Origin of the sequence: Pediococcus sp. (assembly GCF_003533255.1) — a bacterium.
Taxonomy (GTDB): Bacteria; Bacillota; Bacilli; order Lactobacillales; family Lactobacillaceae; genus Pediococcus; species Pediococcus parvulus.
Genome location: NZ_DOEM01000033.1, coordinates 14,457 through 35,093, shown reverse-complemented (window position 1 = coordinate 35,093; position 20,637 = coordinate 14,457). Strand labels below are relative to the sequence as shown.

Below are 20,637 nucleotides of genomic sequence, written 5' to 3'. Positions count from 1 at the left end.
TATTTTATAGAATTTTCAATAAATCTAATGGTTCTTCAAAAATGTAATCTGCTTCTGCAAAATCAGCGCTCGGAATTGCGCCCCATTTGGCATTACCAAAATCAATTCCAGCTGCATGTGCTGCCTGCATATCATATTGGGCATCACCAATATACAAGAACTGATTCTTAGCCACCTGAGGAAACTTATTCATTCCTGCAATTAAAGGTGCTGGATTCGGCTTATGCTGCTTGGTGTCTTCTGCCACAACTACTTGCTCAGCATACTTCGTAAATCCATATTGCGCAACCTGTGTTTGCCAACCATACTTGGTCTTAGAAGTGACGATTCCGATAGAAATGCCTTTTGCTTGCAAAGTCTTAAAAAGTTCGTTCACTCCTGGAAAAACACTCACTAAATCCTGGTGCTTCAAAAATTCTTCTCCATAATCTTGAACAGTTTGTTTTGGATTAGGTGCACCCAGTTTTTCGAAGATCTCAACCGCTGACAGTCCCATAAGTCGGCGTGTTTGCTTTTCCGATACTGGAATTTCCAATCGCCCGAAGACTTTTTTCACCGTTTCCCATACAGCTACATCCGTTTTTAAAAGCGTATTATCCACGTCAAACAAAATAACCTGGTACATATCTAGCCCCCCTCTACTTTCAAATGAAACAAACAATGCATTATATCATAAGTAAGCGATTTCTCTCAATGCTGATTTTGAAATTTTTTTAATTGTTTCCTTTTTCTGCCGCTGTCCTTTATAAATACGCATTTAAATCAAAAAGAGCCGAAGAAAAGTGAATTGGTAAACTGCTTTACGACAGCTGTTTCAACTTTTCTTCAGTTCTTTCATTTAAAGCCCATTTAGTCTTTTACTTTCCTTAAACCATGTTTTGTTTGTGGGGAAACAAAATAATAAATACCACCAATGACAACTGGATAAAGTAACACAATGAGACTTTGTAATAGCATGCCATTACCGACACCATTAATTGCGTAGTTAAACGCGCTCATGGCATGTGTCACTGGCAATAATTCTGAAATTGCTTGATAAACGGTAGTCAGCATCGATGTTGGTAACAAGACACCTGCTAACTGGACTAGCATTAGAACTAGTGAGAACAGGATTCCCGGTGCACCAAATAATAAATCGATGAACACACACAGCGCTGTAAAACTCATCGCACTAACACCGGCCGCAAACACCAATTCAACTGGATGAATCACCTGAATACCATCAATGGCAACAAATGCTAGAACACCAACCACTTGAAGCAAAGTCAATAAGAGCAACATATTGTTTGATAACCCAAACCCGTTATGACGATGACCCTTACGACGCGCGTACTGACCTAATTGATTGAGAATAGCCGCAATGAACAAAATCATCGCAACAACCAACGGTGCAAACATATTTTTAACTGAGCCCACTGAATCTAAAGTCTGATCCTGATTAACTGGATTCACAAAGTGGTTTACATTTTCAGGTTCCGCATTCACATTTTGAACCTGTTGGGCACCATCTTGTAATTTAGAGTTTAATAACCCAATTCCAAGTGTCGCTGTCTTAAGTCCATCTTGAACTTGATCAGAACCGCTGGCTAACTGATCAGCACCTGTTTTACCTTCTTTAGCACCAGATTCTAACTGATTAGCACCACTGGTTAATTGAGAACTTGCCTTAGTTAATTTGGTTCCACCAGCAACCAATTTATTTGCCCCGGTTGATAATTGCGTTACGCCACTAACCAAAGTGGGCACCTGACTATTCAACGTTTGCAAACCTGTACTTAATTGTTGTGATCCAGAATTCAGCTTGGATGAATTATTCTTCAGAGTGGTCAAACCAATTGTTAATTTGCTTGAACCCGCCTTCAATTGACTAACACCACTTACCAAACTAGGTACCTGACCATTCAACGTTGAAAGTCCTGTAGTTACTTGGCTGGATCCATTACTGAGTTGGGTGACACCACTTGTTAAACTTGGTACTTGACTGTTTAAAGAGCTCAAACCAGCTTGCATTTGAGTCGCTCCTGAGGTCAGGCTACTATTACTAGCGGCCAGTTGTGAAGCACCTTTACTAGCTGAACTAACTCCAGCGGTATATTTAGAAACCCCCGTTGTGTAGGTTGTCACACCAGAAACTAATGAGTTTTCACCATTTACTTTATCGTTTAATTGTGTCACTCCTGCAGTAAATTGTTTGAAATCATCTAAATTGTCACTTAACGTTGGTAACTGTTTTTCAAGAGATTCCAAAGTTTGAACCGTGGTATCACTCATTAATGGTGATGATAACAATTCATCCGCTTGACTCACAACACTACTCAAGCTTGAAATGGCAGTGGTTGTACTACTATCAATGTTGAGCTTGCCAAGAGTTGTAGCCAAACTACTTATTTTATCTTTTGCGCTACTTAGGCTTTGTAAGCTAGTCCCGGTAGTTGCAATCTCTTTAGCTGAAGCGGCAGCGTTTGTAGCACTGTCTGTGGCCTGGCTTTTAGCTTCGGTAATTTTTGCCTTATCCGTGCTACTTAAGTTGGAAGTATCAACCCCGCTTAAAATGGTCGCCACTTTTTGACTATCAGTTGCCGAAGTCTTCGCCTTTGTTGCTGCATCAGTTAAGGCACTTGATGCGCTATCTAAGCTTTCAAAGGCGCTGTTCACATCTGTTAAACTGCTTTGTGCATCGCTTAACTCAGATAAGACACTGCCTAAGCTCGAAAGTTGTTTTAAAACCGGTTCTAATTCTTGCAACTTAGTTTGTAATTGCTGTGCGCTCGCAATCGTGGTTGGCGCATCTTTCAAACTTTCCATCGCTGATGAATCAGTTTCCAATAATTGTTGCATTTCTGCAATTTGCTCATTGGCCTGACCAGCGGCGGTATTTAATTGTGAGACTCCTTGGGAAAGCTGAGTTGCACTTGTAAGTAAGGAATCCGAACCACTATTCAAGGTTGATGATCTGGCACTTAATGTATTCAATCCACCATTTAAACTAGTGACACCATTCGTATATGAAGTCACCCCAGACGCTAGACTTTTGGAACCTGAACTTAACTGTCCCACGCCACTAGCCAATGCACCGGTTTTACTTGATAAAGTTTTTAAGCCGGCTGAGACTTGTGAAGAACCGTTGAATAACTGTAAAACGCCTAATGGCAAGGCCACAGTTTTATCTGAAAGTTGAGCCAAACCCGTGCTAAGTTGACCAGCTCCTGATTGGGTTTTGGACACGCCGGCAGTATAACTCTTTACTCCGGTATTCAACTGTTTTGCCCCAGTAGTTAATTTCTGAACTCCACTTGCTAGAGGAGCCGTTTTTGATTTCATTTCACTTAAACCACTTGCAAGGGCCTTACTACCTTTAGCCAAAGTATCGACACCAGCGGTATATGTATCAATGCCCGTGCTGAGTTTCTTGGTGCCACTTTCAAAGGTAATCATGCTTGTTGCCAAAACATGTAAGTTTCGATCAACTTTAGCATTACCATCCTTTAATTGAACCACACCGTTCTTCAATTTCTTCACACCATTAGAACCACTCTTGATACCAGTTCCGAGTTCATTAATTGAAGAAAGCAATGTTTTGTCATAGGATTTTTGAATGCTTGATACCACCTCAGTTTTAACCTGACTAGCAACCTGTTCATTAATCACCTGTGACACATAGCTATTATGTTTGGAGAGTTTAATCTTTAAATTACTAGCTTTGGGATTCTTGTCCAAAGCAGTAGTAATATTTTGAGAAAAGTTTTTTGGAATGATAATGGTCATCAAATAATGACCCTTCTTCATTTCTCTTTTGGCCTTGCTGGCAGAAACAAAGTGCCATTTAACCTGATTATTATGACTCAGATTTTGGATGACTTGTTTTCCAGCACTCACCTTTGTATTCTGAAATTTTGCTGATTGATCGTTGTTCACAACCGCCACATTTGTATTAGTGGTATGCGTTTCCTGCGAAGAATTGATGTATCTAAAAATAAGACCTGTCAATAAAATTGGAATTAAAAGAGCTAACACCAAAAAACTCCATCTTTTCGTTCGCGGTTCCCAATTCTTAAAAATCATCTCTTGCCATCTCCTGTTTTTCACGTAATCAAATCACTTACAAGTTAAAACTTTAATATTTGCTAAAGAAATCGTCAAAAGCAAATTTATTTTAGTTAATTGTCTATTTCAAACAAAAATAGTCCAAAACCTTAATTAGATAAGGCCTTGAACTATTTTGAAAAATATTATGAATTATTTTATGAAAACAAATGAAAACACCATATTACCGGCGCTTATCACTCTTTTCACAAGATAAGTGACAAAGCGGTTGATTTGAAACATAAAAAACTTATAATTCAGTCGAACAAGCTCAAATAATTTGTAAAAATTGCCCGCATTTCGGGATGATCAAGCATCATTTCTGGATGCCACTGAATACCCAGTAACGGATGAACGGCATCCTTTGACTGGACTGCTTCAATAACACCATCTTCTGCCCGTGCCAAACTTTCTAAAGGTTTTGCTAGTTGTTTAATCATCTGATGGTGCAATGAATTTACCAAAATTTTATTGCCCAGAACTTTTTGAAGATTACCATCAACCTTAACGACATGTGTAGCCACATTTCCCAAAAACTCAGGAGCTTGATCATGTTCAACAGTAACTGATCGTTTCATGAGCGACTGATCTTGATACAAGGTCCCACCCAGTGCAACGTTGATTAATTGCACCCCACGACAAATCCCAAGAATCGGTTTGTGAGTCTCCCACGCTAATTTAAATAAGGCCAGCTCAAACTTGTCCCGTTTCAAAGAGGTTGTTTTTAGTAGCGGATCCGGTTCTTGACCGTATAAACTGGGGGTGACATCCTGGCCACCTGGCAAAAACAATCCATCAATATTTTCAAAGTACTCTCCTGCCAGTTCTTCTGACTGAATCGGAATAACCACCGGCAAACCACCCGCTTGCGTAATTGCATCAATGTTGCCTTGGAACGTATAAGTTGCGTGATTATGATAAAAGATTTCCGAATCACCAGTGAACACGTTACCCACGATGCCAATTCTTGGTTTCATATTTCTTCCTCCGTTTGTGATTGTTATGTATACTAAAGCACCAACCCTGGTCACCATCAATTTGTGACTGACTTGGTGCTTTTAGTTGCTACTTATTTAATTCCGCTGAGCTTTAGGACAACTCAGAAGAACAGTCAGAAGTGCCTAAGCGTAATTCCTGCGGGATTGCGATCCCACCTCCATGCCCTTCTACTGCATTTTTTCGCTGAGCTTCAGGACAACTCAGAAGAACAGTTACAAGTGCCTAAGCATAATTCCTGCGGGATTGCGATCCCACCTCCATTACGCTTAGGCACTTCTGACTCCCGTTCTTCTTCGTTCACTACTTTAGGACAACTCCGCAAATCAGGTTTAGATAATTAGGCGAGGTTCCCGCGGGATTACGATCCCGACTCCACCCAGCTTAATTATCTAAACCTACCGATTTGCTTCGTTCACTACTTGCTAATATACGCCGTCTTATAATTCCACTGCGTACCAGCCGTATTGTGAATCACATTCTTCACCTTTGGATTAATCAAGAATGAATAATTTGTTTGATACAACGGTGCAATTGCTGCCTGCTTAACCACCAATTGATCCGCCTTAATCATATCCGCCCAACGTTTACTCTTATTATTCGCATCCGAATTTTGGGCCTTCTTAATTAACGCATCATAACTACTATTATTCCACTTACCATAGTTATAACCACTATTCGTCGTTAATACCTGTAAATGCGAGATTGGGTCTGTAAAGTCTGCACCCCAACCCGACACATAAATATCAAAGTCACCCTTCGCTGCACGAGAATAAGCCACCTTATCCGGAATATTCACTAAGCTTACTTTCATTCCAGGTAACTTATTCTGTAGTTGTACTTGGAAATACTCAGAAATATTCTTGTCATCATTATCATTCGTCGACATCAAAGTCACATTTAACGATTTTGCGCCAATTTCCTTCAACCCTTGTTTCCAAAGTTTTTTGGCTCTTGTACTGTCATAATTAACAGTTCCTTTCAGGTAAGCCTCATCTGCAAAGTCCTTACCCGTCTTGGGATCATTAGCCAAATCAGTTGGTACAAAACCCTTTGGTGTCGTTGAAGCATCGCCAATAACCTTTGTAATCAACTGCTTACGGTTAATTGCCAAAGAAATTGCCTGACGAATATGTTTATTATTCATCGCCTTACGAACCTTTGAATTAGATGCCTTAAAGTTGAACGCTAAGAAACGCGTGATACTATACGGAACAGTCTGATAATCGGAATTGTTCTTAAAGTTTTTAATTTGAGTACTTGAAAGCTGTGCCATATCCAATTTCTTGGATTGATACAAACTCAAAATTGTTGAAGGATTTTCATTTACAGAATAGTTAATCTTACTCAATTTAACCTTACTCTTATCCCAATACTGATTGTTTTTCACAAATGACCAGTGATCATTGGTACCCTTCCAACCAGTCATCTTGAATGGACCTGTATAAACCATATATTTAGACGTTGTCGCATACTTACTACCGTACTTTTCAATAACTTTCTTACTTACCGGTGAGAATAATGGATATGTCATCAGAACTTTAAAATATGCAATTGGTTCGTCTAACTTAACTACGAAAGTCTGCTTATCAGGTGCCGAAACACCCAATTTTGAAGGCTTCAATTTTCCGGAACTAATTTGATCCGCATTTTTAATACCTGAGAATAAGTATGCATATTGTGACTTCGTGGTTGGGTTCAGAGTCCGTTGCCAAGAATAAACAAAATCTTGAGCGGTAATTTTTTGACCATTGCTAAATTTTGCATTTTTGCGGATTTTGAATGTCCAAGTTTTACCATCTTTTGAAACTTTACCTGATGAAGCCAGTCCTGCGATTGGTTTACCATTTTTGCCTAATCGATAAAGACTTTCAAATACGTTTCCAGTTTGTCCATAACCTGTTGCTTTCGCAATATCGATTGTATCCAACGGTGCATCGGCTGATAAATTAAGTACTTGCTTTGTAGCTAATTTCCCGGAACCACCTGTACTGCTCTGATTACCACAACCAGCTAACACCAATACTAGTGCAGCTGATACAGTGGCTAAAAGTGTCCATTTTTTCTTCATATGATCTAACTCCCCTAAAAAATTATTTTAGAAATCTCTTTGTACTTCAATTACGCGAAATTCTTTGCCTACTTTTTAAATCTATTTTCATTGAACACGGACAACAACCTGGTGACATCCAACATCACGTCCCTTCAAATACCAAACAAAAAACCGACTAACTGCATTGCGCAATTAGCCGGCTTCACTTTGACCTATGTTAAAAAACTAGGCCCATTTTTGCGAAAGACAATTACAGTTTGCAGCCACACAAATAACCATGTTGTTTTGACAACATGCTTCGCAACATTCAATTTGCATTCGTAACTTCATCATAACTATCTTCCTTTCTGTTTGGTTATTTCACTACTTAGATTATCCAATTACTTATTGTAAGTCAAGTAAAAACCTAAATTTTTGGAAATTATTTTTGAAACTTAAAAACGTTCATGAAAACGATCTCGTGTTTTTGGTGAGATTGTCTGGTACTGAAAATTGGTTAGACACTTTCAATCTTTGTTTGCGAAAACATAAAAAAGGGCAGCTTCTGAGCTTAGCATACGCTAATGCTCAAAAGCTATCCACCCTTTTTTTACTCTACTTCTTTTCCATTACTTTCAATCACTTTTTTATACCAATAAAAACTTTTCTTCGGTGTTCTTGAGTAATCCCCTGTTTGATCATCATGGCGATTCACATAAATAAATCCGTAACGTTTCGACATCTGTCCCGTACTTGCAGATGCCAAATCAATGCATCCCCATGGCGTGTAACCAATCAAATCAACACCATCATCTAGTGCCTCTTTCATAGCTTCGACATGACCACGCAAATAATCAATTCGGTAATCATCATTAATTGAACCATCTGCCTCAACCTTGTCATAAGCACCCAGACCATTTTCCACAATCATCAATGGAATTTGATACCGTTGATAAACCTGGTTCAAATAAATCCGCAAGCCTTCAGGATCCATACTCCAGCCCCAGTCACTGTATTTCAAATAAGGATTCTTGGTCCCTGACGACATATTGCCATTCACCTTTTCTTGTTTTTCAGGATGAATGGTTACTGCACCAGATGAATAGTAACTAAAACTATAGAAATCAACCGTTCCATCCTTCAATGTTTTGGCGTCGCTTGGGTCAATCTCCAAATGAATATCATTATCCCGCCAATATTTTTTGGCAAATGCTGGATAGGCTCCACGGACATGCACATCTCCACAATAGAAATTGTTCATTTCAGTCTGTTGTTGTGCTAGTAAAACGTCTTTAGGATCCGGTGTTAATGGGTAAACTTCAGAACCTGCGATCATACAACCGACTTTATTTTCTGGATTAATTTCATGGGCAAGTTTCACAGCCTTAGCACTTGCAACTAACTGATTATGCACAGCTTGAAATGCGTTTTGGCGTTGTTCTTTCGTCACACGGTCAAAAATCGAACTTCCATCTTTGACGGGCACACCGGCTTGAATATAACCACCGCCAAACATCAGCGCTGTATTAATTTCATTGAAAGTCAGCCAAAGATGCACTTCATCCTTATAAGATTCAAATAAGACACGGCAATAATTTTCAAAGAAGTCAATTACTTTTCGACTTGAAAAACCACCATAAGCTGCAGTTAAATGGTAAGGCACTTCATAATGCGAAATTGTAACTAGTGGTTCAATTCCATACTTGTGACATTCTTGGAAAACTTTATGATAAAAATCAATACCTGCTTGATTAGGCTTTTCATCATCCCCATTAGGAAAGATTCGCGTCCAGTTAATTGATAAACGATAAACTTTAAAGCCCATCTCTGCAAGTAATTTGATATCTTCTTTATAGTGATGATAAAAGTCACTTGCGGTATGTGACGGATAATAGGCATCTGGATCCACTTTAGCGGTGAAGTGCCGCGGTTTATCCACCGTACCTCCAGTTAGCAAATCCTGGACACTGACTCCTTTACCATCAACATCCCATGCACCTTCGATTTGGTTGGCTGCTGTTGCACCACCCCATAAAAAGTTCTTTGGAAATTCTGTTGTCATTAGTTTCCTCCTTGTTTACATTAATTTACATTTATATTTACATAGGTTAGTGTAACCGTTTTTAGAAAGCGCTGTCAATTTTATTTCACTCTTGCGTTTACCACGTCTTTTTACCTCTTTCTGTGCTACTATATGGGAGAAAGACAAAACTATAGGAATGCGGTGATTTATCATGAAACTAGCTCTAATTGGTGCTGGGCCCCGAAATTTAATGGCTCTGGAACGCATTTTAGCCTGGAACAAAAAGGTTTCTGTTCCGGAAATCGAGATCCATTTATTCGACCCGGCGGGAATTGCCGGCCGTGTTTGGCAACCTGATCAACCACATGAACTCTTGATGAATTCATTGGCAGCAAAAATCACTTTATTTACCGATCATACGATTGAAATGGAGGGTCCAAGTGTTCCCGGACCAACGTTGCTCGAATGGGCGCGGCGAGCGGGCTCTCGGTTCATACAAGAAAACAATTATAAAAAATCGCAGTATTTACTGAAAGAGATTTCTCATTTAACGCCAGAAAGTTACGCAAGTCGGGCGCTATTTGGTGTCTATCAAGAATGGTTTTATCAAGAACTCCACAAACAAGTTTCAAAAACGATTCACATTATTTTTCACAAAACGGCCGTGACCAGTATTGCCCGCCTAACCCATCATACGTATAAATTGAGTTTTGATGATGCGGCTGAAACTTTTGATGGTGTTTCGATGGCCCTTGGAGAAGGCATGTCAGAGCTTTCCACTTCTGAAAAGAACTTGGCCCAGTTTGCCCATGCTCATCAGCTCACATACTTAAGAACCGGTTACCCGGCAGAGCAGGACTTTGCTAAAATTCCAGCTCACAGCTCTGTTTTATTGCGCGGTCTTGGTCTGAATTTTATGGACGCCATGATTATGTTGACTCAACATCGTGGCGGTAAATTCCATCGTGAAGCCGACGACACGCTCACCTATCATGCATCGGGTGAAGAGCCAAAAATCTATGCTGGTTCTGGACGAGGGTTTCCTTATCACGCACGTGGCATGGATCAGAAAGTTGTGGGTGAAACACGCCCATTGTACTTTTTGTCTAATCAATTAGTTGCGCACATGATTGAGCATCAGGAACAAATGAGTGGTCAACAATTCCTCGACTATATTTATTCCGACGCGGCATGCACCTACTATACAAAATTGGTGGCAACCAACTATACCGGAATAAGTTCCCATGAATTTGAACAGGCGTTTCAAAAGGATCCGTTATCTGCCCAAGTTTTAGACGATTATGGGATTGCTAAGGCTGATCGCCTCGACTGGGGACACCTGGCGCACCCTGATCAGGATGTCAAAACTGACAAAGCGTTTCAAAAATTAATGCTGGCTTATTTGGAACATGATATTGCTGAGGCTAAACGGGGAAACAAAACGAGTCCGTTTGCAAGTGCAATGGATACTTTGCGTGAACTACGAACAAATATCCGAAAAGTCATTACTTATAAACTAATTTCGGATGAAGACTATGCTAAAGATATTCTGGGTGGTTTTAATAGTTTCAACAGTTTCTTGGCGGTCGGTCAACCAATTTTACGATTGGAACAACTCCTGGCGTTGATAAAAGCGGGTATCGTAGAAATTCTGGGACCAAAGTTGCAGTTAGAAACCAATCAGGATCATTTTGTTACGTATTCAAAACGGTTCCCTGAGCATAAAATTGAGATAAATGATGTGATTGAGGCGCGACTGGCATCAGTTGATATTCGAATTAGTACGAACCCGTTGATTCAAGACTTATTAAAAACTGGAATGGCCAGACCATACGAATTGCATTTGAATGATGGCTCAACGAAGCAGTTGGGAGCAATGGATGTGACGACGGAAACGGCGGAAGTAATTGATAGTGATGGCGTGCCGGTGCCAAACGTTTATGTTTGGGGAATTACGACGGAGGGACGTCACTGGTTGACGAATGGAAGTCCAATTCCAAGTGTGAACGATGTGCGTTTGAGAATGGCGGATATGATAGCGAACCAGATGTTAAATTATAGTGAGTGAGGCAAAATGGTAAGAGAGATCAGATAAGTATTCCGTATGCGGGGGAATCCCCGCAGTAGGAATGCTTATCTGCTCTCTCTTATTTTGCCGAGCTGTCCTAAAACAGTGAGTGAGAAAAAGCGTTAAAACAAAGACCTATAAGAGAACCGGAGGCGGGATCGCAATCCCGCAGGAGGTTTTCTTATAGGTCTTTGTTTGCTTTTTCGAGCTGTCCTCAAGCAGTGAGCGGAACAAGTCGCAAGTACTATCAAAATAAGCTGGGTGGAAGTCAGGAGAATTCCTGGCTGGGAACCCTGCTTATTTTGATGGTACTGACTTGTGAAGCTGTCCTAAAATAGTGAGCGGATTGTGGCGTTTAGTCTCATCAATATAAGAGAACCGGAAGCGGGATCGCAATCCCGCGGGAGGTTTTCTTATAGGTCTTTGTTTGCTTTGTTGAGCTGTCCTCAAGTAGTGAGCGGAACAAGTCGCAAGTACTATCAAAATAAGCTGGGTGAAAGTCAGGAGAATTCCTGGCTGGGAACCCAGCTTATTTTGATGGTACTGACTTGTGAAGCTGTCCTCAAGCCCCAACTTACTGTATTTGGAAGCTAACGGAATGTTTTTCACCATCTGCTGAGGTAATTTCGATTTTAATTGGATTAGTTTTACCCTCGAAATTATACGTTAAATCTAGATCACGTATCGTTTCACCTTCATCGATATCGTCGTCGTTTTCAACTGAACTTAAAGTTTTTCCATTTTGGGTCACTTTAACCTGACCAAAATTAGCAAAAGGTGCCTTTTTTTCAGTTTTAGGTTCCCACTCTACTTTCACTTCTACTTGGTCATCATCTACTTCAGCCTCAATTTGATGAACTGTAAATTTATTATATTTCCAGCTACTATTCAGCAATGCCATATCGTCATCGCCAACAACAGCTTGACTTGAACTATTCCCACTTGCTTTCGAACTACTTTTTGAAGAAGTTGTTACAGAAACCGAAGAACTAGTGGCATCATTTTTTGATTCTGAATTGTCAGAATTATTCGTACATCCTCCCAATAAAAGGAACGCGGAAGAAAGAAGCAATATTGTTGTTTTTTTCATGGGTTTCTCCTTTTTCTTAGTGAGTTATGAATTTAATTTTCTTGCTGGTTTGTGGGCAATTTTTGATTTAAATTGGTAACAGCTAGTCAAGTTAGGAGTTATTCAAACACCCTGCCATAATAAAACAATCCTTGTTGTCCATCTTCAGCAACTTCGATTTTTGTCACACTGCAATTCATTGGCTCTTTAAAAGCCAACGGATCCGTTGCCTTCACTGCATTTTGTGCAAAACTTCGCACCGTAAATCCATGTGTGACAATGACAATTTTTTGGTCAGTATATTTTTGGCAAATCTCATCAGTAAATGCTGCCACTCGATTTTCTACATCCGTAAATTTCTCGCCATTTGCGACTTTATAGTACTCAGGATAAATTGCATTACTTCCTGGAATGAAATACTGACCATATTTAGCCTTCAAATCCGTATCATATTGACCATCCCAGTCACCGTAAGAAATTTCCAATAAACGATCATCAACTTGAATTGGTAAATTGCGCCCCTTATTCAGCAAATTGGCCGTATCTTTTGCTCGTGTCAATGGACTCACAAAAATTTGGTCCGCAAAACTAATATCAAAATGATCATGCAAGTTCTCGGCTTGTTTAATTCCCGTCTCGTCCAATTGTGAAGGCTCGGCATCAACCTGGCCCTGCTTAAATCCCATAATGTTTCCTCGGGTTTCACCATGTCGCACAATGTAAAGTTCAGTCATGTTTTATCCCCACTTATCTATAGTTATTAATTCCATACTACAGCTCTTAAGCGAGAATTGAAAACCCTTTTAAAGGTTTCCACCCCGAACTTCTGCGACATTGTAAACAAGTGCAAATGCATCTGGGGCCACGGCATGAATTTGATTCAAAATGTGTTGGTACTCCGCATTTTCAACCACAATCATCAGCATTTGCTTTTGATCACCAGTATACCCGCCCTTGACATCAAAAATAGTCATGCCTTTTTCCATCAAAGTGACTAGACTATGTTTAACATCATCTAAATTGTCATCACTCATAATGTATATTACTTTTTTTCGATCCAAACCAGTTTCAATATAGTTCATGATGAACATGGTCAGCACCGATGAAAGAATGGCCAAAAAGAAAGCTTCAAACCCAGAAACAAATACGTTGAAAAAACAAACCAAGCCATCAATGGCCAACAATCCAAATGATGTTTTAATATTAAAGTACTTTTTGAAAATTAGCGGCGGTACGGTGGTCCCACCGCTGGAAGCATCGATATGGTATAAAAGCGCCACCCCAGCCGCAAAGATTGCGCCTCCTACAATAACAGCCAACAATCTATCATTCACCAATTTTATCTGGGGTGTTAATGCCAAACAAATAGGTAAAAACAAACTACCAAACGTTATGCGCAGCGTGGTTGCTTTATCCAAAGTAAAGTACGATAGCACCAGCATTGCCACATTTAGAATCAAGACGACAAGTGACATATTGAAACCGAAACTTTCGTGCAGCAAAATGGCAATCCCTGTGGTTCCTCCTGAGGCAACATTGTGCGGTGCGTAAAACATATTAATACTAATGGCGATAATTTCGAGGGCAATAATTATTAAACCCATTTGGGATAACCAATGAAATTCGCGTTTGTTCATCACATCACCTTTCCTTCCAAGTAATTTTTCTTAAATTAATTATCTCAAATTTAAGCAAAAAAAGCTAATGATGTGTATAATTTTTAATGAATATATAAACGTACAAAAAAAGTAGCGATAGTCATCTGGATGATTAGCGTTACTTTTATTAAAAATCTAAATTAATGTCGATCTAAAACTAGCTCAATAACTTGTTTACGAGGTGCAAAATTGATGTTTATGACGGTTTCAGTCAAAATCTTTTCGTACTCGACCAACGCATCAGCCGGTAAGGGGGTGTTATTACTCAAAGAAACCAACACATCATCCACCGTTGTACTCAAAGAAATGTTCATGAAAATGTTGATTTTCTCAACAACATCCCTTAATAGATCTGTCAGCAAGCCATTCGGTTTCCCATTTTCATCGGTAATGACTAACTGGTGACTATTCACCACAGTATGATCAATCCGACTAATTCGTACTACATCAAATACCGATATCATTTGTTCGACCTCACTTTTGCATATTATAACCTGCATTATATCCCAAAAGTAGTTGTCAAAACAAGATGAACGACTTTAATTCTAGCCATGATTGGGTTGTGACCACGAACGGATTTGAAGCATCCACGTTAACCCATATTTATCTGTAAACATGGCAAGTTTAGCACCCCATCCTTGGTCCGCCAATGGCATAGTGATTTTGACTGATGGTTCCTTAGCCAAACTAGCATATAAGCTTTGCGCTGCCGCAAGTTTTTCAGCATCATCACTATCGATGTCGATCAATAAACGTGTACTATTGGTCAATGCATCATTACCCTCAAAATTGTCTGAGGCATAAATCCAATTCCCTAAAATCGTAAACGCCGCATGCATGGTCATTTGTGAAAAGTCAACATCTGCGGGAACGTTCATCGCTGCAGCTGCTTCAGCTGTCACTGGAAGTCTCACGACATTTTGGCTCCAAACGTATTTTTGTAATACTCAAGTGCTTCTTTCGTATTTGTAAACGTTAAGTAAGGATAGATTGCGCTATGTGCTGCCATCGTTAATTTCTCCTCAAAGATCAATCGTATTTAGAAGTTTGAACTTGTTGCTTTCATTATTTCAACTCCACGGATAGAAAGCAAGTAACCCGCTCCAGACGCATCAAAAGTTAAGCCTTCAAATTCGCGTGTATTAATCTTCTTGTTATTTGCATCATATGACTGGAAATTTTCTGAACGGACATCTCCTACAGATAGTTTGCCCAGTTTTGAAACAGGTACAGACAAGATACTGCCATCCGCAACAAAATATAACCGGTCATTTACCGCATTATAAGCGATTGACTGTGAATGAGTGCCAGGTGCATGTTCCATGCCCTGCATCACTAAATTAATTTGTACCGAGTTATCAGACCTAATACTACCTTTATAAATCTTCACGCCGTTTTTTGGCCCCCAAGCGGCAGTATTCTGTACAAATTCATAAAAGTTTCCATTTTTGTCAAAAGTTAAATTTTTGGGTGTATTTTGATTTTGTCCCATTTTAAAGTTGATTTGTTTGTCTGGTCTCAACGTAGTTTTGTTAAGCTCTTGAATATTGCTTGTCTCATTGCTCAACCCACTTTTCCCAACAAACCAAATTTGGTTTGTCTTGGGGTTAAGTGCCATCGATTGCCCATGACCAGTCGTAAACGTTGGTCCAACCGTCATACAAGTTATTGCTTCTTTTTCATCATCTGTTAATGCTTTACCATTCAGTTTATTATAGGCAGCGCGCCGTAATACAGAATAATCTTTTGAGTCTTTCACTAAATCACGAAGCTTTGTCAAATTATATTTGACTACAAAACCTTGGCCTGTGGTTGTATGTGGGATTTCATTCATTACATAAGCGGTATCCCCATCGATGATCATACTTTGTGCGTTTCCAAAATCGCCACTTTTTTTATAAGTACTTGGCAAATATATATCCGTCGTAAAATCTGTTTGCCCTTCACCAGATTCATGTTTAATCGTATTTGCTATACTAACAATATGTGGATAATTTGGAGCTATCCCATAAGAAGAGGGGGCGTTCACAAAATAATTTACATTTTTTACATACGTATATTTTGTTTTGTCAAAAGCATTTAAAGCAACCTCTGGCTGTGTGTAGGTCGATATTTTTTTTACAACTTTTTTGGTGACAATTGGCTTTTGCAACGCTCCACCGTAAACCCAGCCAAGATTTTTACCATTATAAGACACACAGAAGTAGTGAGTCTTATAGACTTTTTTTGCCTCTCCCGTAACCGTAACTACTTTACCGTGATAATTCTTACCATAGTGCGTTAACTTGCCTTTTCCATAGTCGCCACCTGGCACGTGGTTATAGAAATTGTTCGTAGCTGCTAACTTTACCTGGAGGGTCTTTGCAGAAAGCTTAGTATAGTATGTCGTTGGATCACCAAGATATCCCGACCAGATCCATCCCGTATATCCCGAGGGACTCTTAACTTCATAGTAAAGTTTTCCACCTACTTTTGCTGAACGTAATAATGTAAATTTGCTAAAACTATGTACATAATATTTAGCCTTCAGTATGTACTTACTGTGACTTGCTGATTTTAACGTGTAGATTCTTTTTTTATTCGATTTGGCACGGTAAGTCCGAATAACAACCTTAGCAGTATGGCTAACCGCCTTATTTCCAGTAACTGTGTGTGTCGCACTTGCATAAGCTGGTGTTGACAACGCAAGTATTGCAATAATAGTAAAAATTGCCTGCGAAACCCTTTTTTTTAACTGAATAGACATTTTATCTTCTCCCCTTATATCCTCAAACAATTTATTTTACCATGTCATATAATTTGTTTTTACCATTTCCACCTAATAGTAATCACATTGAAACATTAGAAAGCTTCTTTACTTACGAAAATATAGCTGGTAGGATAAATAGGTAATCTTATTGAGAGGAATATTCAAAATGAATACAAGATATCTTGATATATTAAAACAACGTCGTTCCATTTATAATTTAGGTAAAAATGTGACCTTGCCCGAAGCGGACATTAATGAATTAATTGAAACTGCAATTAAACAGTCGCCCACTTCATTCAATGCTCAAACAACCCGTGCCGTAATTTTATACGGTGCCAAACATGATCAACTCTGGGACATTGTGGCCAATCGTTTAAAGTCTGAAGTTCCTAACGAACAAGTATATGCTAGCACAAAACAAAAAGTAGCCACTTTTAAAGCCGCTTATGGGACTATTTTATACTTTACTGATCTCAGTGTTGTTGCTGACTATGAAAAGCAAGTACCTTTGTATGCCGCAAATATTGCTCCTTGGGCAGAACAAGGGATTGGCGGCGCTCAACAAAATGTTTGGACGGCACTTGCCGATAATCACATTGGTGCCAATTTGCAACATTATAATCCATTAATTGATGGCGAAGTTCGTCTTGCATTTAATATTCCCACAACTTGGGAATTACGTGGACAAATGCCATTTGGCTCAATTGAAAAGCCGGCTGCCGACAAGACATTTGTATCAGATAATGATCGATTTAAGATTTTGAAATAGTTACTTCCATTTTTATTATTTCTCGATATGCTTGGGATAACTGATTGTTTAATTACTTTCGGTTATCTCTTTTGTTTTGCATAATTGCCTTCTATTTATCAAATGTTTTCTTTATAATTAATAAATTGAATATTTTTTTACAAATTTATGAGAATAACAATTATACTGAAACAAGGGTAGGTTATTTAAAAAAATAGGAGGAGATCATGACAACATTCGCGCTTATTTTGACTGGATTAATCGGCCTTGAGCATTTAGGAATCATGTTTCTAGAAATGTTTGCAGGTCCACACACACAAGCAAATGCATTTGATATGCCAATTACCTTTTTGAAACAGGAAAATGCCCAAATTGCACTGAGCAACCAAGGTATTTACAATGGTGCCCTTGGCCTATTAATTATTAGTTCATTGTTCTTATTTAATGGCGTAACATTACTAACAGTTATGCGGCTGCTAATGTTCTTTATTATGATCGTAGGAACTTACGGCGGCTTGACAGCAACCAAGAAAATTTTTATATTACAGTTATTACCAGCTGCTGTGACCTTTATTTTGCTCTTTTTGTAAGACTGTTCTCAAATATTTGAGGAATGCTACAGAAATCTAAATAGACACGCCTACCGCGGAATAAACATTCCGCATTCGGCATGTCTTTCTGTTCTCTAATTTAGTTTAGGACAGTTCGATAAAGTAATAAATAGAATCTAAGTTCGCCTACTGCGGGGAATTCTCCCGGCTTACGGCGAACTTAGATTCTATTTGTTACCACTTTATCTCACTCACTGCACAAAAAAAGAACCCAAGATCTTCTCATTTCTTGGATTCCCTTATGAGGAAGTTCCCCAACCTTTTAATACTGTACTTTTTGAAATAACCTTACACCTTCACAACTTTCATATTTGTTTCGTAAGAACCCGCATGACATTTCATCTTCGAACATCTGCTATTCTTACTAATTGTGCTTCATCGGCCTTTGTTCTAGCCCACTCGCATTATCCATTATCTATCTACTGGTGCGATTCAAGTAGTCTCCCACTGATTCCACACTTTTGTCGAGCCTTAGCGAACTTTTTGACCGTTTATCCAGTTTATCTTACCGATGTTGAAAATCCTCCAACAAACTAAGGTGTTTCTCCGTTAACCGACTATCTCTGCAACAATCTCAGACTTCTTTTCTACATCACGTCTGTAGATGATGTTTTTAAATTTTCGTTTATCAGATTGGTTCAAATTTAACCAGCTAACCTTCAATATGAGAAGAACTTTTGGTTGGGGATTAACCCCTTCCTCACTTATAATACTACCACAGAATGCAAACGGTTACAATTAAAATGCTTCACCCATTTTCCTTAGTTTCTGCCAATCCTCATCGGTCATTGCATACAACCCATCGTTCACCATTTTACCTTCTAACTGACTATGATTTCGTAAAACACCCTCCTTTTGCATGCCAATTTTCTCCAGCACCCGGCTCGATTTTTTATTATCCACGCAATAGAGTGCATACATCCGTTTCAGGCCCATTTCATCGAATCCAAGCTCCAAAATTTGCGTTGCAACTTCAGGAGCATAGCCATTTCCCCAAAACTTCCGTCCAATCGCATAACCAATTTCGGCACTTAAATTATGCGTATCTAGATGCATTTCGGCGTTGCCAATAAACTTGCCTGTCTTTTTAAGCACAATTCCCCATTTACCGATGGGCTCTTTGACAAAATAATTTAAGATCTCACGCTTGGTATCATCCAAATTATGATGAACTTCAAACATATACTTGACCGTTTCTGGATCACTTGTATACTCGTACATATCTTCAGCATCTTCAATTGTCACCGGACGTAAATATAAGCGCTCCGTTTCTAAACAATTATTCAACAAAAGTTTTTCTTCCATATTCATTACAAAACCTCCCGCTGTTGCAGCCAATCTAGTTTATTAAACATTAAAAGCCAATTTGAAAGTTACTATTGATTTTATAATCCCATAAAAACAAGTTGTTTTTCATTAAAATTAGGTTAAACTAGGTTTATGACAATTCTAGAAAAAGAGGTTTTTTCATGTATACAAAACGAATCCAAGCACTGCAAACTAAATTAACTGACTTAAAAGTTGATGCAATCTTAATTGAGAACCGATTCAACCTGCTTTACCTATCAGGCTTTGATGGTCTTGAAGATGACGGCCGTTTACTTGTGACTACTGACAACGCAACGTTAATCACCGACGCTCGCTATGAAGAGGATCTTCATGAGCGTCTCGAAAAAGGCATTAACCTTGCCATTACCCGTGATTATATGAAAATCATCACTAGTGTGGTCACTAAACAGCAGGTCCACAAGTTAGCTTTTGAAGACAATCTCAAGTATTCCGTTTATGTAAAACTGACCCACTTACCTGGAGTCACCTTAACTGCAACTTCACAAGTCGTCGATATTCTCAGAGCTGCTAAAGGTCCTGAAGAAATCCAAGCCACCACCAAAGCCATTGAGCTTTCCTCTCAAGGCTTCAAGTATCTCCTCACCCAAATTCACCCGGGCATGACTGAAATCCAAGTTGTGAACAAACTGGACATCTGGATGAAGGATCATGGTTCCACTGGTGCTTCGTTTGATACAATCGTGGCTAGTGGTCCCCGTGCGGCAATGCCTCATGGAGATGCCACTACTAAAGTACTTAAAACTGGAGAAATGATTACCATTGATTTTGGCTACTATTTTGATGGTTATACCTCAGACATTACCCGTACCATTTCACTAGGCGAACCTGATCCGAAGCTGAAACACATCTATGAAATTGTCAAAGAAGCCCAACAAAAAGTCATTGATGCCATCAAACCGGGCGTCGGTGGCAAAGCTCTTGATAAAATTGGTCGTGATTTTATTACTGAACAAGGTTACGGCAAAGAGTTCAATCATGGTATTGGTCATGGAATTGGACTAGATATCCATGAATATCCTCAAAGTTACGGCGCGATGCCTGAATACAAGGTGTCTCAAAACGAAATTTTAACCGTGGAACCAGGAATTTATGTGGCGAATCTCGGTGGCATCCGGATTGAAGATGACGTGCTTGTGACCAAGGACGGTTGTCAACGACTCTCGGATATTACCCACGATCTCATTATCTTAAACTAATTAACTGAAATTAAAATGCCTGTTAGTGAAGAAATATCAATTCGATAATTTCTC

General features: G+C 39.2%; 16 protein-coding genes. 4 read left to right on the top strand and 12 right to left on the bottom strand.

What is annotated here, in order from left to right; genetic code table 11:
- Positions 1-4: 4 nt before the first annotated feature.
- From DD627_RS07810 to DD627_RS07790, 5 genes are all read right to left on the bottom strand, one after another.
- Entirely contained in the window at positions 5-625 is a 621-nt protein-coding gene (locus DD627_RS07810) for an HAD family hydrolase (protein WP_068805709.1), read from the bottom strand.
- 224 nt (positions 626-849) lie between these two features.
- Positions 850-4,062, bottom strand: a complete 3,213-nt coding sequence (locus DD627_RS07805; protein ID WP_260275071.1) for a YhgE/Pip family protein — start codon at positions 4,060-4,062, stop codon at positions 850-852.
- A 278-nt stretch (positions 4,063-4,340) separates the two neighbouring features.
- Positions 4,341-5,060 (bottom strand): gamma-glutamyl-gamma-aminobutyrate hydrolase family protein, encoded by a 720-nt coding sequence (locus tag DD627_RS07800; protein WP_057784657.1) that lies wholly within the window; start codon positions 5,058-5,060, stop codon positions 4,341-4,343.
- A gap of 437 nt (positions 5,061-5,497) precedes the next feature.
- Positions 5,498-7,150 (bottom strand): peptide ABC transporter substrate-binding protein, encoded by a 1,653-nt coding sequence (locus DD627_RS07795; RefSeq protein WP_260267885.1) that lies wholly within the window; start codon positions 7,148-7,150, stop codon positions 5,498-5,500.
- A 571-nt stretch (positions 7,151-7,721) separates the two neighbouring features.
- Positions 7,722-9,173, bottom strand: coding sequence for a glycoside hydrolase family 1 protein (locus DD627_RS07790; RefSeq protein WP_068805696.1), 1,452 nt, complete (start codon positions 9,171-9,173; stop codon positions 7,722-7,724).
- A 172-nt stretch (positions 9,174-9,345) separates the two neighbouring features.
- On the opposite strand from DD627_RS07790, the gene DD627_RS07785 reads away from it, so the two are divergent.
- The gene (locus DD627_RS07785) at positions 9,346-11,202 is read left to right on the top strand and encodes an FAD/NAD(P)-binding protein (protein WP_260267887.1); all 1,857 of its coding nucleotides are present in this window, start codon (positions 9,346-9,348) and stop codon (positions 11,200-11,202) included.
- Between the two features lie 574 nt (positions 11,203-11,776).
- On the opposite strand, the gene DD627_RS07780 is transcribed toward DD627_RS07785, so the two are convergent.
- From DD627_RS07780 to DD627_RS07755, 6 genes are all read right to left on the bottom strand, one after another.
- Positions 11,777-12,292 (bottom strand): hypothetical protein, encoded by a 516-nt coding sequence (locus tag DD627_RS07780; protein WP_057785063.1) that lies wholly within the window; start codon positions 12,290-12,292, stop codon positions 11,777-11,779.
- 98 nt (positions 12,293-12,390) lie between these two features.
- The gene (locus DD627_RS07775) at positions 12,391-13,005 is read right to left on the bottom strand and encodes a histidine phosphatase family protein (RefSeq protein WP_057785064.1); all 615 of its coding nucleotides are present in this window, start codon (positions 13,003-13,005) and stop codon (positions 12,391-12,393) included.
- A 69-nt stretch (positions 13,006-13,074) separates the two neighbouring features.
- Positions 13,075-13,908 carry a YitT family protein gene (locus DD627_RS07770; RefSeq protein WP_057785065.1) on the bottom strand — a complete coding sequence of 278 codons (834 nt, stop codon included), beginning with the start codon at positions 13,906-13,908 and terminating at the stop codon, positions 13,075-13,077.
- A 161-nt stretch (positions 13,909-14,069) separates the two neighbouring features.
- On the bottom strand, positions 14,070-14,393 hold the full coding sequence (locus tag DD627_RS07765) for a hypothetical protein (RefSeq protein WP_057785036.1): 324 nt from the start codon (positions 14,391-14,393) through the stop codon (positions 14,070-14,072).
- A gap of 81 nt (positions 14,394-14,474) precedes the next feature.
- Positions 14,475-14,843, bottom strand: coding sequence for a VOC family protein (locus DD627_RS07760; protein WP_260274562.1), 369 nt, complete (start codon positions 14,841-14,843; stop codon positions 14,475-14,477).
- Between the two features lie 125 nt (positions 14,844-14,968).
- Entirely contained in the window at positions 14,969-16,675 is a 1,707-nt protein-coding gene (locus DD627_RS07755) for a GW dipeptide domain-containing protein (protein ID WP_260274563.1), read from the bottom strand.
- A gap of 169 nt (positions 16,676-16,844) precedes the next feature.
- Here DD627_RS07755 and DD627_RS07750 point away from each other — a divergent pair, with 169 nt between their 5' ends.
- Together DD627_RS07750 and DD627_RS07745 are read left to right on the top strand one after the other, a co-directional pair.
- Entirely contained in the window at positions 16,845-17,447 is a 603-nt protein-coding gene (locus DD627_RS07750; RefSeq protein WP_260267048.1) for a nitroreductase family protein, read from the top strand.
- 206 nt (positions 17,448-17,653) lie between these two features.
- The gene (locus DD627_RS07745; protein WP_057785032.1) at positions 17,654-18,016 is read left to right on the top strand and encodes a DUF1304 domain-containing protein; all 363 of its coding nucleotides are present in this window, start codon (positions 17,654-17,656) and stop codon (positions 18,014-18,016) included.
- A 759-nt stretch (positions 18,017-18,775) separates the two neighbouring features.
- Here DD627_RS07745 and DD627_RS07740 read toward each other — a convergent pair.
- On the bottom strand, positions 18,776-19,348 hold the full coding sequence (locus DD627_RS07740) for a GNAT family N-acetyltransferase (RefSeq protein WP_260274564.1): 573 nt from the start codon (positions 19,346-19,348) through the stop codon (positions 18,776-18,778).
- Positions 19,349-19,506: 158 nt separating this feature from the next.
- Between DD627_RS07740 and DD627_RS07735 the strand changes: the two genes are divergently transcribed.
- The gene (locus DD627_RS07735; RefSeq protein ID WP_260274565.1) at positions 19,507-20,583 is read left to right on the top strand and encodes an aminopeptidase P family protein; all 1,077 of its coding nucleotides are present in this window, start codon (positions 19,507-19,509) and stop codon (positions 20,581-20,583) included.
- Positions 20,584-20,637: the final 54 nt, after the last annotated feature.